General features: G+C 61.3%; 10 protein-coding genes. 3 read left to right on the forward strand and 7 right to left on the reverse strand.

What is annotated here, in order from left to right:
• Positions 1-3: 3 nt before the first annotated feature.
• The 6 genes from AC1RL4_RS07205 to AC1RL4_RS07230 form a co-directional block, all read right to left on the reverse strand.
• Positions 4-3,246 (reverse strand): transporter substrate-binding domain-containing protein, encoded by a 3,243-nt coding sequence (locus AC1RL4_RS07205; protein WP_429571092.1) that lies wholly within the window; start codon positions 3,244-3,246, stop codon positions 4-6.
• On the reverse strand, positions 3,247-3,867 hold the full coding sequence (locus AC1RL4_RS07210; protein WP_019579949.1) for a response regulator transcription factor: 621 nt from the start codon (positions 3,865-3,867) through the stop codon (positions 3,247-3,249).
• Between the two features lie 98 nt (positions 3,868-3,965).
• Complete coding sequence (locus AC1RL4_RS07215; RefSeq protein ID WP_019579948.1) at positions 3,966-4,373, reverse strand: hypothetical protein; 408 nt, start codon at positions 4,371-4,373, stop codon at positions 3,966-3,968.
• Positions 4,374-4,514: 141 nt separating this feature from the next.
• Positions 4,515-7,232 carry a magnesium-translocating P-type ATPase gene (gene mgtA / locus AC1RL4_RS07220; RefSeq protein ID WP_230175573.1) on the reverse strand — a complete coding sequence of 906 codons (2,718 nt, stop codon included), beginning with the start codon at positions 7,230-7,232 and terminating at the stop codon, positions 4,515-4,517.
• A 539-nt stretch (positions 7,233-7,771) separates the two neighbouring features.
• A complete protein-coding gene (locus AC1RL4_RS07225) occupies positions 7,772-9,109 on the reverse strand; it encodes a lysine N(6)-hydroxylase/L-ornithine N(5)-oxygenase family protein (RefSeq protein ID WP_019579946.1) in 1,338 nt (445 codons plus the stop codon).
• A 131-nt stretch (positions 9,110-9,240) separates the two neighbouring features.
• Positions 9,241-9,723, reverse strand: coding sequence for a sigma-70 family RNA polymerase sigma factor (locus AC1RL4_RS07230; protein ID WP_019579945.1), 483 nt, complete (start codon positions 9,721-9,723; stop codon positions 9,241-9,243).
• Positions 9,724-10,048: 325 nt separating this feature from the next.
• Between AC1RL4_RS07230 and AC1RL4_RS07235 the strand changes: the two genes are divergently transcribed.
• From AC1RL4_RS07235 to AC1RL4_RS07245, 3 genes are read left to right on the forward strand one after another with little or no spacing between them, the layout of a single operon-like run.
• The gene (locus AC1RL4_RS07235) at positions 10,049-11,221 is read left to right on the forward strand and encodes an efflux RND transporter periplasmic adaptor subunit (RefSeq protein WP_230175574.1); all 1,173 of its coding nucleotides are present in this window, start codon (positions 10,049-10,051) and stop codon (positions 11,219-11,221) included.
• A complete protein-coding gene (locus AC1RL4_RS07240; protein ID WP_230175575.1) occupies positions 11,222-13,195 on the forward strand; it encodes a MacB family efflux pump subunit in 1,974 nt (657 codons plus the stop codon).
• Positions 13,196-13,202: 7 nt separating this feature from the next.
• Positions 13,203-14,597 (forward strand): efflux transporter outer membrane subunit, encoded by a 1,395-nt coding sequence (locus AC1RL4_RS07245; protein ID WP_230175576.1) that lies wholly within the window; start codon positions 13,203-13,205, stop codon positions 14,595-14,597.
• 66 nt (positions 14,598-14,663) lie between these two features.
• Here the strand turns inward: AC1RL4_RS07245 and pvdP are convergent, their stop codons facing one another.
• Complete coding sequence (gene pvdP, locus AC1RL4_RS07250) at positions 14,664-16,292, reverse strand: pyoverdine maturation tyrosinase PvdP (RefSeq protein ID WP_230175577.1); 1,629 nt, start codon at positions 16,290-16,292, stop codon at positions 14,664-14,666.
• Positions 16,293-16,551: the final 259 nt, after the last annotated feature.

Genomic DNA, 16,551 nt, shown 5'->3' on the forward strand with positions numbered 1-16,551 from the left:
GTTTCAGCCCTGACTTAAATCTTGGCTCAAGCGTTCATCCAGCGATGACATCGCGTGCTGCAATTGATCGACGGCATCGTCGAGCAGCGCCGAATCCCCCACATCGATGACACGCTCCAGTTGCTCGCAATGCTCGATCAAACGCACCGCCCGGACCATGCGCGCACCGCCCTTGATGCGGTGCGCCAGGTCGCGCAGCACACGGTGATTGCCATTGGCGTGCGCCTGGAGCAGATCATCCCGATCCACCCGGTTGGTCACCGTCAGCTCGCGCACCAGACTATCAATCAACGTGCGGTCCGCACCGACGTATTGTTCCAGGCCACTGAGGTCCATCTCCGGCGTTGAGGGTTCTGCGTCAGGTTCTGGCGCCTGGTTCAAAAACCTGGACGCCAGCCAAGCGTGCAAATCCGCCAGCAGGATCGGTTTGAACAGGCAGTCGTCCATGCCTGCCTCCAGGCAGCGGGCCTTCTCCTCGGGCTGCGCATTGGCGGTAAACCCCAGAATCAGCGTCGGCGGCAATCCCTTGGCGCGCTCTTCATCGCGTATGGCTCCCGCCAGTTCATAACCACTGAGCATTGGCATATTGCAGTCGGTAACGACCAAATCGAAGTCATGCTCACGCCACAGCTCAAACCCCCGCGCGCCATCCTCGACCTCCAGAACCTGATGCCCCAGGTGGCTCAGTTGTCGCGAAAGCAACAAGCGGTTGGCCGGGTGATCATCGACCACCAGAATAGTCAGTGGCCGTGTCGGCGCCTGCAACCCGCTATCCACCCCGCCACTGGAAGGCAACGGTGACAAGGCGGTCAGCTCAAGGTCAATGTCCACTCGCGTGCCCTGTCCGAGGACGCTGTCGAGTTGCAACCGCCCGCCCATCATTTCGCACAGCGTGCGGCTGATCACCAAACCCAGGCCAGAGCCGCTTCGGGCTGACTGTCGGCCGTTATCGGCCTGGATGAACGGGCTGAACAACCGTTGTCGGTCGACGGTGCTGATGCCTATGCCGGTGTCTTCAATTTGCACGCTGACCGCCAGATGCCCCGACATGACGGGCGCCACTCGTAGCGTCAGGCTCACTTCACCCTCACGGGTGAACTTGATGGCGTTGCTCAGCAGATTGGACAGCACCTGCTTGAAACGGATGGGGTCGATCAACACATCGCAGTCGCTGTGTTCGTCCAGATCGATTCGCCACACGAGCGATTTCTGCCGTGCAAGGCCCTCGAAAACCCGACACACCGATGCCACCAGCCCCCGCAGATTGGCGCGCTCAGGGGTCAGGGATAAATGCCCTGACTCGATCCGCGCGATATCCAGAATGTCGCCAATCAGCGCCAGCAATTGTTGGCCGGCACTGGACGCCACCTCAATCGCAGAACGGTCGATGACGCCTTCATCTGCGCGCATCAGGGCCAGTTCGAGCATGCCGATCAGCGCGTTCATCGGCGTGCGGATCTCATGACTCATGGTCGCCAGAAAGGTGGTTTTGGCGCGATTGGCGTCGTCCGCCACGTCCTTGGCGTCCTGCAATTGCTGCAACCATTGCTGGCGCTGGCGGATCTGCCGGCGCTGCCAGGCAATCCAGACCAGGGCGAGCAACAGCAAGGCGCCAGCCACGGTAAACGCTTGAACAATGCCTTGGCGATGACGCAGCCAATAGCTGTCATCCACCACCACATCATGGCTCCAGCGCGCCACCAGATCGTCCATCTCCTGGGGCGAGATGCTCAGCAATGCCTTGTTCAGAATCGAGTGCAACTCCAGCGCGCCACGGGCAGTGGCCAGGGCGATGCGGGCGGGCTGATCGCCCACGGTGCTGCTGACACGCAGCTGCTCGTGATACTGCCGGGCGATCAGGTAACGGGCGACGATCAATGAACTGAGCGTCGCGTCAGCCCGCCCCCCGATCACCCATTCCATTCCCTCCGCCGGACTTTGCACCTCGACCAGGCGCACCTGCGGCGCCCGGGCCTGGATGAAGCCGAACAACGGATGACCGCGATAAATGGCCAGGCGCTTACCGGCCAGATCGTCCAGCGTCCTGGGGCTGTCCACTTTCGTTTTACTGACCAGCACGAAAGGGTTACTAAGGTAAGCGCGGGTAAAGAGCAACGCGTCTTCACGCTCGGTACTGGGCGTGACTACCGGCAGCAGGTCGATCTCACCGTCCCGAAGTTGCTCGATTTGCCGGTCCAGCGAGTGGCCGCGTTGCACCTCAAAGGTCAAACCGCTGCGCTGGCTGATCAGCGTCAGCAACTGTGCCGTCAACCCGCTCAGCCGACCTTGGGCATCATAGAATGTCAGCGGGGCAAAGTTGTCGATCGCACCGACGGTGACCGTCGGATGCCGATCCAGCCAGCGTTGCTCGCTGACGCTCAAACGCACCTGCTGTTGACCCGCCGTACTGGCCCTGCCGGCACTCCAGCGCACCTCAATGGCCAAGCGCTGCTCCATGGGAATCGCTGCCAGCGCCTTGTCGACGATACCTTTGAGACGCGGGTTGTCCGCCGCCAAAGCGAAGCCGAACGGATTGGCATCCAGACCGGAAGGCCCCGCCAGCTGAACGTTATTGAGGTAATTGTTGTTGATCAGGTAATTGGCGCTGATGAAGTCGCCCAGGTACACATCGCACTGTCCGAACGCCACCGCCCCGAGCGCGTCGAGGGTCGAGGGGTAACGCTGCAAACGTGCGTCGGGATAAAAATCTTCAACAGCCTGCGCCTGCAAATAGTCTTCAACCATGGCAATACATTTGCCGGCAAGATCGACAGGCATCCGCTCGTCCAGCCGAGTGGCCAGCATCGGCTGATCTTCGGCATAGGCCCGGGATCTGGTCAGCGACGGATCGGCCGCCTCGAAGTTGTTCGATGTCCCGAGCAGATCCAGTTCATGGTGCTTGAGGGCATCCATGGCGGCTTCACGGGTGGCATACCGCAGCACCTCGATCCTGACGTGCAGCAGTTGCCCCAACAGTTCGGCGTAATCGGCCGTGATGCCCTCCAACTCATCGCTGTGACGTGTCACCTCGAATGGCGGGTAGTCGGGGCCCGTCACCCCCAGGCGCAGGGTCCGTTTATCGCGTAGCCATTGCCAGTCCGTTTCGTCCAGTTTTACCTGATAGCCCTGCACCGTGGAGCGCCCCAGCAAATGCAACGGCTGCGGTTCGTCGGCCAGCGCTGTTTGAATGTGTTGCACAAGGCACAGTGCACACGCTAACAGTAAGGTGCGCACGGTCGGGTTCACTCAGAACAGACCATTGCGCGTGACGAATTCCGGCAGGAACACCTTCGACTTCACTCCGAGTTTTTCGACCAGTCGGCTGGTGTAGGTGCTGGTGGTCTTTACACTCAAATTCATACGCTCGGCGATTGCCTTGTTGGTCATGCCTTGGGCCAAATACCGCAGGACCGCCAGTTCGCGGGTGGAGAGCTCGTCGATCCTCTGTTTTTCGCTGCGTTGCCCAAGGTCCTGCGGACCCGAAGACAGCTGCTTGAAAAAGGTGTAACCGGCCTTGACCGCATGCACGGCTTTTTGCAGCTGACTCAAGTCGGTGGTCTTGGCGACATATGCCATGGCCCCGGCGTGCATGCAACGCTGTTGAAATAACGATGGATCCGAGGCGGTGAAAACCACTACCCGACATGACCGATCACTGGCTGCGATTCGCTCCATCAGGGTCAAGCCATCGCCATCGGACAGACTCAGATCCAGTACCATCAGATCGATTTCATGCTCACGAAGTATCGACAATGCCTCGCGAACACTGGACGCCTCAAAGATGAGTTTGAAACCTTCCCCCTCAAGTACAAGTCTGACTGCGGCGCGTATCACCGGATGATCGTCCACAATCAGCACTTTTTTCATGGTAATTCCTTATGCACAAACTCAACGTTTGTCCCCGGAAAACCCCGGAGCAGACGCAGCGGCTGTGCGAAAACTTTTGCATAGGTAGAAGGAAGAAACTACCTGTCAGAAATGATAGTTTCGACGAGCGGTAGCCCAGCATCAACGAATGGCTGGTGATCCAGGGATTGTTCAGCTTCACACCCATGCAGATCGATCAGCGCCATCAGCCGTTGAACGGACGCAAGATCCGGCAGCTGCGCGTGGCCGTCGTAGATCAAGGCATGATGAACCTGGCCGTTATCGAGGAAGAACCCAGGCAGGTCCAACGCCCCATCCGCCAATGAGGCATTGATGACCACCAGATCAAACGGCTCGCAACCGTACTCGACCAGGTTCAGCATCTCGGCAAGGCTTTGCACCGGTGCCACTCGGTAATAACCGAGCTGGTTGAACAACCGCTCGGTTTTCAGCCGGTGAAAATGCTGCTCGTCGGCGATCAGGATGCGCAAGGCTTTATTTGGCAAAACAGGTCCCTTGAAGGTGACAGATTCGTGGGGGAGCAAGGCTACGGAAGACCTGTCGTGCTTTCTGTAGGATTTTTCCTAAAGATACGTGCTTAAAGATCAAAAGATCGCAGCCTTCGCCAGCTCCTGCATCTGGCAGCATTACTGCCAGCCAAACCGCCGAATATAGAAACCTTTCACCGCCTGGGTCAGTGCCATGTACGCCAGCAGAATCACCGGCAGGAACACGAAATACAGCGACGGCAGCGCCTGCAGTTTGAAGTAATGCGCCAGCGGCCCCATCGGCAGGAAAATCCCCACGGCCATGATGATGCCGGTCATCACCAGCAGTGGCATGGCGGCGCGGCTTTGCAGGAACGGCACCTTCGGCGTGCGGATCATGTGCACGATCAGCGTCTGGGTCAGCAGCCCGACCACGAACCAGCCAGACTGGAACAGGGTCTGGTGGTCCGGGGTGTTGGCATCGAACACGTACCACATCAAGGCAAAGGTGCTGATGTCGAAAATCGAACTGATCGGGCCGAAGAACAGCATGAAGCGTCCGACGTCCGCTGGCTGCCAGCGTTGGGGCTGTTTCAGCATGTCTTCATCGACGTTATCGAACGGGATGGCGATCTGCGAAATGTCATAGAGCAGGTTCTGCACCAGCAGGTGCATCGGCAGCATGGGCAGGAACGGAATGAACGCACTGGCCACCAACACCGAGAACACGTTGCCGAAGTTCGAGCTGGCGGTCATTTTGATGTACTTGAGCATGTTGGCGAAGGTCCGCCGCCCTTCCAGCACGCCCTCCTCCAGCACCATCAGGCTTTTTTCCAGAAGAATGATGTCCGCCGCTTCCTTGGCGATGTCCACCGCGCTGTCCACCGAAATGCCGATGTCGGCAGTGCGCAGGGCTGGCGCATCGTTGATGCCGTCGCCCATGAAGCCGACCACATGGCCGTTGCTCTTGAGCAGGCGGACGATGCGTTCCTTGTGCGACGGCGTAAGTTTGGCGAAGACGTTGGTGGTCTCCACCGCCACCGCCAGCTCGGCGTCACTCATGCGTTCGATGTCGTTGCCCATCAGCAGGCCTTGCTGCTCCAGCCCGACTTCACGGCAGATTTTCGCGGTCACCAGTTCGTTGTCGCCGGTCAGCACTTTCACCGCCACACCGTGCGCGGCCAGGGCCTTGAGTGCCGGCGCGGTGCTTTCTTTCGGTGGATCGAGGAAAGCCACGTAACCGATCAGCGTCAGCGCCTGTTCATCGGCCAGGCTGTAAGTGTCGCGGCCCTCGATCATCGGCCGCGCCGCCACCGCCACCACCCGCAGGCCTTCGGCATTGAAGGTGGCGGTGACCTGGCGAATGCGCGCCAGCAATTCATCGCTCAGCGCCTCGTCGGCATCGCCGTGGCGCACCCGGGTGCACACCGCCAGCACTTCTTCCACCGCGCCTTTGCAGATCAGCAGATGCGGCTGATCACGCTCGGCCACCACCACCGACATGCGCCGCCGGGTGAAGTCGAATGGAATCTCGTCGACCTTGCGAAACGCCGTGCCGACTTTCAGTTCACGATGGATTTCCACGTGCTCCAGCACGGCCACGTCCAGCAGGTTTTTCAAGCCGGTCTGGTAGTAGCTGTTGAGGTAGGCCATTTCCAGCACGTCATCGGAATCGTTACCCCAGACATCGACGTTGCGCGCGAGGAAGATTTTGTCCTGGGTCAGCGTGCCGGTCTTGTCGGTGCAGAGCACGTCCATGGCGCCGAAGTTCTGGATCGCGTCGAGGCGTTTGACGATGACTTTTTTGCGCGACAGGAACACCGCGCCCTTTGCCAGGGTCGAGGTAACAATCATCGGCAACATTTCCGGGGTCAGACCCACGGCGATCGACAGCGCGAACAGCAACGCTTCGGTCCAGTCACCCTTGGTGAAACCGTTGATGAACAACACCAGCGGCGCCATGACGAACATGAAGCGGATCAGCAACCAGCTGACTTTGTTGACCCCGGTCTGAAACGAAGTCGGCGCACGATCGGTGGCACCGACCCGCTGCGCCAGTGCGCCGAAATAGGTGTTGTTGCCAGTGGTGAGAATCAGCGCCATGGCCGTGCCGGACACCACGTTGGTGCCCATGAACAGGATGTTGTCGAGGTCCAGCGGGTTGTGGGTGTGGTTGTCCTGCTGACGAGGGAATTTTTCCACCGGCATCGATTCACCGGTCATCGCGGCCTGGCTGACGAACAGGTCCTTGGCGTTGAGCACCCGGCAATCGGCAGGAATCATGTCACCGGCCGAGAGCACGATCAGGTCACCCGGCACCAGTTGCTTGATCGGCAATTCGAGGCGTTGCGCACCGTTGTTCGCCACCTCCCGACGCATCACCGTGGCGGTGTTGCTGACCATCGCCTTGAGCGCGTCGGCGGCCTGGTTGGATTTGGTTTCCTGCCAGAAACGCAGCAAGGTCGAGAGCACCACCATCGAGAAAATCACGATGGCGGCTTTCATGTCTTCGGTCAGCCAGGAGATCACCGCCAGCAAGGTCAGCAGCAGGTTGAACGGGTTTTTGTAGCAGTGCCACAGGTGCGTCCACCACGGCAGCGGTTGCTCGTGCTCGACTTCATTGAGGCCGTATTGTTCGCGCAGCGCATCGGCCTCGGGTTCAGTCAGGCCGTCAGGGTGGCTGCCGAGGTTATCCAGCAATTGGCCAGTGTCGCTGTTGGCGGCGGCGACCAGGGTTTGCGCGAGCGTCGGCGGGACCTCACGGCTGACCGTGGTGTCGGTGAAGCTTTCCAGCAGCGCCAGTCGACGGAAGTGCCGGGCGATGTGACGGTTACGCAGGAATCCGGCGAAGAATTCTTTCAGCCAGGTCAGGTTCATGGCAGTGCCCCCCAGGGTCAGCCGGGAAACCGTCGAGCAGGCGTGTCGAGGCGCTGCGATGACGACACGGGGTCGAACATCACACGCTGTTCAGCGTCGATGAGAGGACGTCGGGAGTCGGGCCAAAACCGGCCACGATCGGGATGCCGCTGCTCGCTTTACGGCGAGACAACGGCACAAAAAGGCTGCGCGTTATCTTGCCGGGAAAATGCCGGTTACCGAGACCGGCCGACAACTGTCACTCGAACAAGTACCCACTGTGGGTCTCCGCTAATTGATGAAAACGCGCGAAGCTTACGCCGCGATATCTAGAGAGTAAACGCTGCGCAGGGGTGTTGCGGGGGGAATCGCGGGGTTCTTCAGGAAGGGTTCAGGTTGATCGCAAACCTGTGGCGAGGGGGCTTGTCGGAACGCCGCACCGCCCCGTTGGGGTGCGAAGCGCCCCCAAACCTGCAATCGCAATTTGTCAGACAGACCGCGATGCTGGATTTACGGCTGCTTCGCAGCCGAACGGGGGCAAGCCCCCTCGCCACAAAATCTCAGCTGGCAGTGGCCAACAACAAGTCCCTCACCGAGCGGCCATGCCCGCGGGATTTGCCATGGTCATACAACGAGCCGGCGATTTCATCGGCGCGGATCGGCAGGATCGACAGCAAGGTGTCGCTCAAACCGTGGCTGGCCTGGCAGAAGCCCTGCATGTAGATCCCGGCCTTGCAGCGCTCGTCGGTGATCAGCCTGTAGTTGCGATCGACCTCAAAATCGCCGAGGTATTGCTCCAGCGGCGCCAACAGTTTGCGGTGCATCTGACGCTCGTAACCCGTGGCCAGCACCACCGCGTCGTAACGACGAACCGAGACTTCTCCGGTGGCATTATTGCGCACAGTCAGTTCAATACCGCGTTCGGTGGCGATGGCTTTTTCGACGGTGGTCAGGGTACGGAACGCATGCCGCGCAATGCCCGAGACTTTCTGCCGGTAGAAGATTCCGTAGATGCGCTCGATCAGGTCGATGTCCACCACCGAATAGTTGGTGTTGTGGTACTCATTGACCAGACGCTCGCGTTCGCTGCTGGCCTGCTGGAACACCAGGTCGGTGAATTCCGGCGAGAACACTTCGTTGACGAAGGGGCTGTCATCGGCCGGTTTGAGGGCCGAACCGCGCAGGATCATGTCCACCTGCACCGACGGGAAGCTGTCGTTGAGGTCGATGAAGGCCTCCGCCGCGCTCTGCCCGCCGCCGATGATTGCGATGCTCATCGGTTGGTTGTTCACACACGGTTGTGTAGCCATGCGCTCCAGATACTGGGAATGGTGGAACACCCGACCGTCATCCTTCAATGCCTTGAACGCTTCGGGAATGCGCGGTGTACCGCCGGCGCTGACCACCACCGAACGGGTGGTGCGCACATGCTGCAAACCCTGAGTATCACGCGAGATCACTCGCAGCGCCTCGACCTGCTGGTTATGCAGCACCGGCTCGATGGTCAGCACTTCCTCGCCGTAGCGGCTCTGCCCGGTAAATTGCCCGGCGACCCAGCGCAGGTAGTCGTTGTACTCCATGCGGCACGGATAGAAGGTGCCGAGGTTGATGAAGTCCACCAGACGACCGTGGTGCTTGAGGTAGTTGACGAAGGAATACGGGCTGGTCGGGTTGCGCAGCGTCACCAGGTCCTTGAGAAACGATATCTGCAGTTCGCTCTGGGTGACCAGGGTGTTGCCGTGCCAGCGGTAGTCCGCCTGCTTGTCGAGAAACAGCACATCCAGCTCGCCCTGGCTCGGCCCGCGCTCTTGCAGGGCGATGGCCAGGGCCAGATTCGAAGGGCCGAAACCAACGCCGATCAGGTCGTGAACGATGGGCGATGCAATTGCCTGTGTCATTTCCAGTGTCCTCTGGATAAACCCCGCAGCTGCGGGGATAAAGCCTGGGTGACCTGACCGGCCTTTGGCGGCGGCAGATCGTCTGTTGAATAGGAACGAGGACAATGAAAAAAAATTTAACGAGGACTGATTTAAGCGACGTCCCACTGACGCATGCGCACCCGGCAATGCTTCATGGCATTGACGATGTGCTTTTCCACCAGCGCTTTGGAAATACCCAGGTGCTCGGCGATTTGCGGGTGTGACAGGCCTTCGATCTTGCGCAGCAGGAAGCTCTCGCGACACAGCCGTGGCAATTCCGCCAGTGCGCGCTGGAGCATGTCCAGGCGCTGACCGTGATCGAGGCTGTTGTGGGGCGAAGGGATGAAGTAGCGTTCTTCGCTGTCGAGCACGTCCAGCGACTCGACCTGACGCAGGGCATTGCGTCGGTGGTCGTCGATCACCAGGTTGAGCGCGGTGCGATAAAGGAACGCCCGGGGTTGTTCGATCGGCGTGTCGCTGGAACGCTCCAGTACCCGCAGATACGCGTCATGCACCACATCTTCGGCCACCTGGCGGTTGCCTAGCTTGGCGTTCAGGAAACACACCAGCTCGCGATAGTAGTTTTCCAACATGACTCCCGGCCGCACGGGGTGCGGTTTCTATCCTTGAACCAGATCCGCCACCGCCCAAATAGGCAATGGCACGATGATGGCGACTTCGAGTGCGTAATTTATAGTAATTCTCATATAGATTTAAAGTGCTGTTTCCATTTGCCTGCTAAATAGTGCTGTTCTATACCTGTCTGTCACTCAAAGCCTCAACGCTTAAATTCCCCGCCCCTTCCCTCGTTTACAGGACAGCTCCCCGTGGCTGTCGGTCCTCCGACAGCGTTCAGCTGCCGCCAGGTTTTGCGCGCAAGTTGAATGACGGGCCGAATCCTATTGGCCGGAACCCTGCATGAAACGTCCCCGTCACACCCGACGCGCCCTGCTTGTTGCCCTTTGTCTGATCCCCGTTATCGCCATCGCGGCCTGGCAGGTTTTGCCAGCGGGTCGTGACCGCTTCGCCACGGTCCAGGTCGCGCGCGGCGACATTGAAAGCAGCGTCACGGCATTGGGAACCCTGCAACCGAGGCGGTATGTCGATGTCGGCGCCCAGGCCTCCGGGCAGATCCACAAGATCCATGTGGAAGTCGGTGACGTGGTCAAGGAAGGCCAGTTGCTGGTGGAAATCGACCCTTCCACCCAACAGGCCAAACTCGACGCCGGGCGTTTTTCCATCGACAACCTCAAGGCGCAGCTGCAGGAGCAACGGGCACAACACGACCTGGCCCGGCAGAAATATCAGCGTCAACAGCACCTCGCCGCCGGCGGCGCGACACGGGACGAAGACGTGCAAACGGCCCAAGCCGAACTGCGCACCACCCAGGCGCGCATCGACATGTTCGAGGCGCAGATCCGCCAGGCCCAGGCCAACCTGCGCAGCGATCAGGCCGAACTCGGCTATACGCGCATTTACGCGCCGATGAGCGGAACGGTCGTGGCCCTCGATGCCCGCGAAGGCCAGACCCTCAACGCCCAGCAACAAACGCCGCTGATCCTGCGCATCGCCAAACTGTCGCCGATGACGGTCTGGGCCGAGGTCTCGGAGGCTGACATCGGCCACGTCAAACCCGGCATGACCGCCTGGTTCACCACGCTCAGCGGCGGTAACCGGCGCTGGAGCAGCACGGTGCGGCAGATTTTGCCGATACCGCCCAAACCGCTGGATCAGACCAGCCAGGGCGGCGGCAGTCCGGCCAGTTCCAGTAAAAGCGGGACGGCCCGCGTGGTGCTGTACACGGTGCTGCTGGACGTCGACAACGCCGACAACGCGCTGATGGCGGAAATGACCGCCCAAGTGTTCTTCGTTTCCAATCAGGCAAAAAACGTCCTTACCGCTCCGGTCGCCGCCTTGCAGGGCGGCCCGCAGACCGACAGTCAAACGGCTCGGGTGGTCGCTCAAAACGGTGAGATCGAACAACGGTCTGTGCGCACCGGCATCAGCGATCGTTTGAAGGTGCAGATCCTTGACGGACTGGCCGAAGGCGATCACCTGTTGATCGGCCCCGCCGACGGCAGCGGAGGTTGAATGCAAACGCCTCTGATCGACCTGCAGGACATTCGTAAATCCTACGGTGGCGGCGACGCGCCTGAAGTTCATGTGTTGCGCGGCATCGACCTGTCGATCCACGCCGGGGAGTTCGTAGCGATCGTCGGCGCTTCCGGGTCCGGCAAATCGACGCTGATGAACATCCTCGGCTGCCTCGACCGACCAACGTCCGGCGAGTATCTGTTCGCCGGCGAAAATGTCGCGGCACTCGACAGCGATGAACTGGCCTGGCTACGTCGCGAGGCCTTCGGTTTCGTGTTTCAGGGTTACCACCTGATTCCGTCCGGTTCGGCCCAGGAAAACGTCGAGATGCCGGCGATCTACGCCGGCACCCCAGCGGCCGAACGCCACGCCCGCGCCGCCGCCCTGCTCGACCGTCTGGGCTTGGCCGAGCGCACCGGCAACCGTCCGCACCAGCTCTCCGGCGGCCAGCAGCAACGGGTGTCCATCGCCCGCGCATTAATGAATGGCGGCCACATCATCCTCGCCGACGAACCCACCGGCGCCCTCGACAGCCACAGCGGCGCCGAGGTCATGGCGCTGCTCGACGAACTGGCAAGCCAGGGCCACGTGGTGATCCTCATCACCCACGACCGCGACGTGGCGGCCCGGGCCAAACGCGTGATCGAGATCCGTGACGGCCTGATCATCAGCGACAGCGCCCGCGACAACCCCGCCGCGCAGGCCTCGGCCAATCCCGGTGCGCTGCAAGCGGTGGATTTGCGCAAGCGGCTGAGCGAAGGCAGCGAGGCCACCGGTGCCTGGAAAGGTGAATTGGTGGATGCCGTACACGCAGCCTGGCGGGTGATGTGGATCAACCGCTTCCGCACCGCCCTGACGCTGTTGGGGATCATCATCGGCGTCGCCTCGGTGGTGGTGATGCTGGCGGTCGGCGAAGGCAGCAAGCGTCAGGTCATGGCGCAGATGGGCGCGTTCGGCTCGAACATCATTTACCTCAGTGGCTCCGCTCCCAACCCGCGCACGCCGCCCGGCATCGTGACCCTGGATGACGTCGCGGCGCTGGCCAGTTTGCCGCAAGTCATGCGAATCATGCCGGTCAACGGCGCCGAAGCCGGGGTGCGCTTCGGCAATCTCGATCACCTGAGCTACGTCGGCGGCAATGACACCAACTTTCCGGCGATCTTCAACTGGCCGGTGGTCGAGGGCAGTTACTTCACCGAGGCCGATGAGCGCAACGCCGCAGCGGTCGCGGTGATCGGCCACAAGGTGCGCAGCAAGTTGCTCAAGGATGTCGCCAACCCCATCGGCCAATATATCTTGATCGAAAACGTGCCCTTTCAGGTCGTCGGTGTGCTCGCAGAAAAAGGCGCCAGCTCCGGCGACTCCGACAGCGACAACCGGATTGCCGTGCCCTACTCGGCCGCCAGTGTCCGATTGTTCGGTACCCACAACCCCGAATACGTGGCCATTGCCGCGGCCGATGCGCGCAAGGTCAAAGAGACCGAAAAGGCCATCGAGCAGTTGATGCTGCGCCTGCACGATGGCAAACACGATTTCGAACTGACCAACAACGCCGCGATGATTCAAGCCGAGGCGCGCACGCAAAATACGCTGTCGCTGATGCTCGGTTCGATTGCGGCGATCTCGCTGCTGGTGGGCGGCATCGGCGTGATGAACATCATGCTCATGACCGTGCGCGAACGGACCCGCGAGATCGGAATCCGCATGGCCACCGGCGCCCGTCAGCGCGACATTTTGCGCCAGTTCCTCACCGAAGCGCTGATGCTCTCGGTGGTCGGCGGGATTGCCGGCATCGCCCTGGCGCTAATCGTCGGTGGCGTATTGGTGCTCAGCAAAGTGGCGGTGGCCTTCTCCCTGGCGGCGGTCATCGGCGCCTTCGCCTGCGCACTGATCACCGGCGTTGTCTTCGGCTTCATGCCGGCCCGCAAAGCTGCCCGGCTCGACCCGGTCACGGCCCTTACCAGTGAATAATCGATCTATGAAACCGCAACTGAGCCTGTTGACCCTTTGCCTGGTACTCGGCGCGTGCAGCCACCCGGCTGCGCGCCCGGACAGCGGCATTCAACCACCGCCAGCCTGGCAATCGCCACACGATGAAAGTGCCTCCCGGACGAGTCGACAATGGTGGACGCAGTTCGGCAGCCCGCAGCTTGATCGCTTGATCGAACAGGCGCGCGTCGGCAGTTATGACCTGGCCGCCGCCATCGCTCGGGTGCATCAGGCCCGGGCCGACACGGTGATTGCCGGCGGCTCGCAGCTGCCGGAGGTCAAGGCCGGCATGAACGCCAACCGCCAGAAACTGCTGCGCGGCAACGGCTACAGCCAACTCGATGCCGACAGCAGCAACAAGGCCGTGGACTACTTTGACGCCAACCTCAGCGCCAGTTACGAAATCGACTTCTGGGGCGGCAAACGCGCGTCCCGGGACAGTGCGCAATTCGGGCTGCGCGCCAGCGAGTTCGATCAGGCCACGGTTGAATTGACCTTGCTCAGCGGCGTGGCCAACAGCTACGCGCAAGCCTTGTCGCTGGATGAACAAAGTCGCATTGCCGAGCTGAACCTGGCCAACGCGCAAAACGTTTTGAAGCTGGTGCAGACCCGTTTCGACTCAGGTTCGACCACCGCACTGGAACTGGCGCAACAGAAAAGCCTGGTGGCGGCGCAACAACGGCAACTGCCGCTGATTCGCCAGCAAGCCGAGGACGCCCGGATCAGCCTCGCCGCCCTGCTTGGCCGGCCGGTTCAGCAACTGCCGCCCAGCCACGAATCCTTCGAACAACTGCAGTGGCCTGCCATCGACGCCGGGTTGCCCAGCGAACTGCTCAGCCGCCGCCCGGACATCGCCCGCGCCGAAGCGCAACTGGCCGCCGCCCAGGCCAACGTCACGGTCGCGCGCGCAGCCATGTTGCCCGCCGTGACCCTCAGCGCCGACATCGGCTCGGGCGCCAACACGGCCAGCGACATTCTGCGCAGCCCGTTCTACAACCTCACCGCCGGGCTGGTCGCACCGATCTTCAACAACGGCCGCCTCGGTGCCGAGCGCGACAAGGCCACGGCCCGCCAACAAGAACTGCTGGAAGCCTACCGAGGCGCGATCATCAATGCGTTTGCCGACGTCGAAAAAGCCCTCAACAGCATTCGCGGCCTGGATGAACAGCGGCAGTGGCAACGCGAAGAACTGAACCAGGCCCAGGCCGCGTTCAACATTGCGCAAAGCCGCTATCAGGCTGGCGCCGAGGATTGGCTGACGGTGCTGGAAACGCAGCGCACGCTGTATGCGGCGCAGGACTCGAATGTGCAACTGCGGTTGTCGCGGTTGCAGGCGAGCATTGCGTTGTACAAGGCGTTGGGTGGGGGGTGGCAGGTGCTTTGATCGAGGTTATCCGTCACCAAAAACTGTGTGGCGAGGGAGCTTGCTCCCTTGCCACAAGTGCCTGGCTTACGAACTCAGCGGCTTGACCTTCAGATTCCGCGCATACCACGGCCGTTGCGGCACTCGCCGGAACAAATCCGCGAGTTTCTTTTCATCCGTACCGAAGGTAATGCGCAGCGCCAGCTTCATGGTTTCCGGGTCCATTTCCACCGACTTGCCGACCTGCAATCCCGGCGTGGTGCTGCAACCGTGGGTGCTCGGGCCGAGCCACGGATCATCGACTTCAACCCAGCGCCCCGGAGCGAACCAGGGCACGCCATTGACCTCAAGCCGACTGAGTTCCCCCGGATGGAAACGCTCGTGGGCGCGGAACCAGTCTTCCAGGCGATCGTCGATCCAGCCGTGGAAATGCCAGAACACCGGGTTCACGTGGGATGAAAACGGGTCACCGAGGAAGTCGTTTTCCGGCGCATACCAGCGCGCGGCAAAGTCCGCCGGATCCCGGGCAAAAGGCACCGGCTGACCGTTGGAGGGATCCCGTGGCACCGAGGCCCAGCGCATGTGCAGCCAGTCGTGCAGCCCCAGCTCCACCTCCGAACCGAACTGCCCCAGGGTCAGCCTCGACAGATAACGCGGGTCGCGGTAACGGGATTCCCACACCTGAAAATTGCTGTGGTAGGTCTCGGCAGTCTTGATGTCGCTGACCCACTGGGTGTACTCGGTGTCTTCGGCGGCCAGCCAGGTAGGCGGCAGCGCCGTGCCATCGTGATTGTCGAAATAGCGGGCGAAGCCCTGACGGTCGCGCTCAAGCTCCGGCTGCGGCATCGGGAAGCTCGACCAGGACGGCAGGTCCTGCATCGAACGCGCCGTGCCGAGCATGTGCCGGTGCATGAAGAAAAAGTCGATCCCCGAGCCATTACGGTCTTTGCGCGGCCCCCGGGCATCGCGCTCATTGCCTCGCGGGCCCGGCTGCCAGCCGATGCCGCGCAAGGCGCCCTGTTGGTCCTTGGAGAGTTTGTGCCATTTGTCCCGCGAGGCGTGCCAGAGCTGGTGGAACAAACGGTGCTCGGGGGAAATCAGCCACGCCAGCAACGGCGGATTCAACCCCACACGCTCACGGGCTTCGGGAAACAGCCGTTTGCGCGCGACAAAACGATTGTCCAGTTCCGGCAAACCGAGCGGGCGATCCAGACGCAGAATCCGCCCGCTGAGCGTGCCACTGCCGGCATTGCCGAAATCGGCCCAGACCTCATCGAGCGTGACCGCCAGCTCATAAGTCGGTGCGCCGTTGGCCGATTGCCGATCGATCAGGCGCCAGTACAGCTGGCTGGCGTCAGGCGACACCAGGTCGCCGATCACCCGGTAACGCGGCTCGGCTTCACCGCGTAACTGCAGCGCGGTATCGAGGCAGCCACGCAGGCCACGGCCGCGCTGGGCGATGTCGAGAAACAGCTCCAGCCCGTGCTGCGGTAAACCGTCGAGGCCCGCTTGCGAACCTTCGAAGCGGATATCCCAGATGCCTCGCAGCGAGTTGGCCAACTGCTGACCCGCGGTGTCCGCGAGGTCGACCGTCGCCTCGCCGGGGGTAATCGTCGGGTCCGGCTTCGTCCATTCGCGATGCCCATAATAAGCCGCAGGCACGGCAGCGCCAGTCAGCGCCAAGCCTGCCATGAACCATCGTCGAGAAATCGTCATTGCCCTACCTGTGTCAGCCATGAAGCAGGCTTTATCCAAGCTAGAACGTTTGTTGTGGGGGGAAATTTAAGCGTGCCAAACACAATCCCTGTGGTGAGGGGGCTTGCCCCCGTTGGACTGCGAAGCAGTCCTGAAACCTGCAACCTCGTTCCGCCAGGCAAACCGCATGCACCGGATTTACGACTGCTTCGCAGCCGGACGGGGGCAAGCCCCCTCGCCACAGGGTATCTCGCTGTCTCCTAATTTTTTCTGCCAGCCA

Source organism: Pseudomonas sp. GW822-FHT07A10, assembly GCF_058798795.1.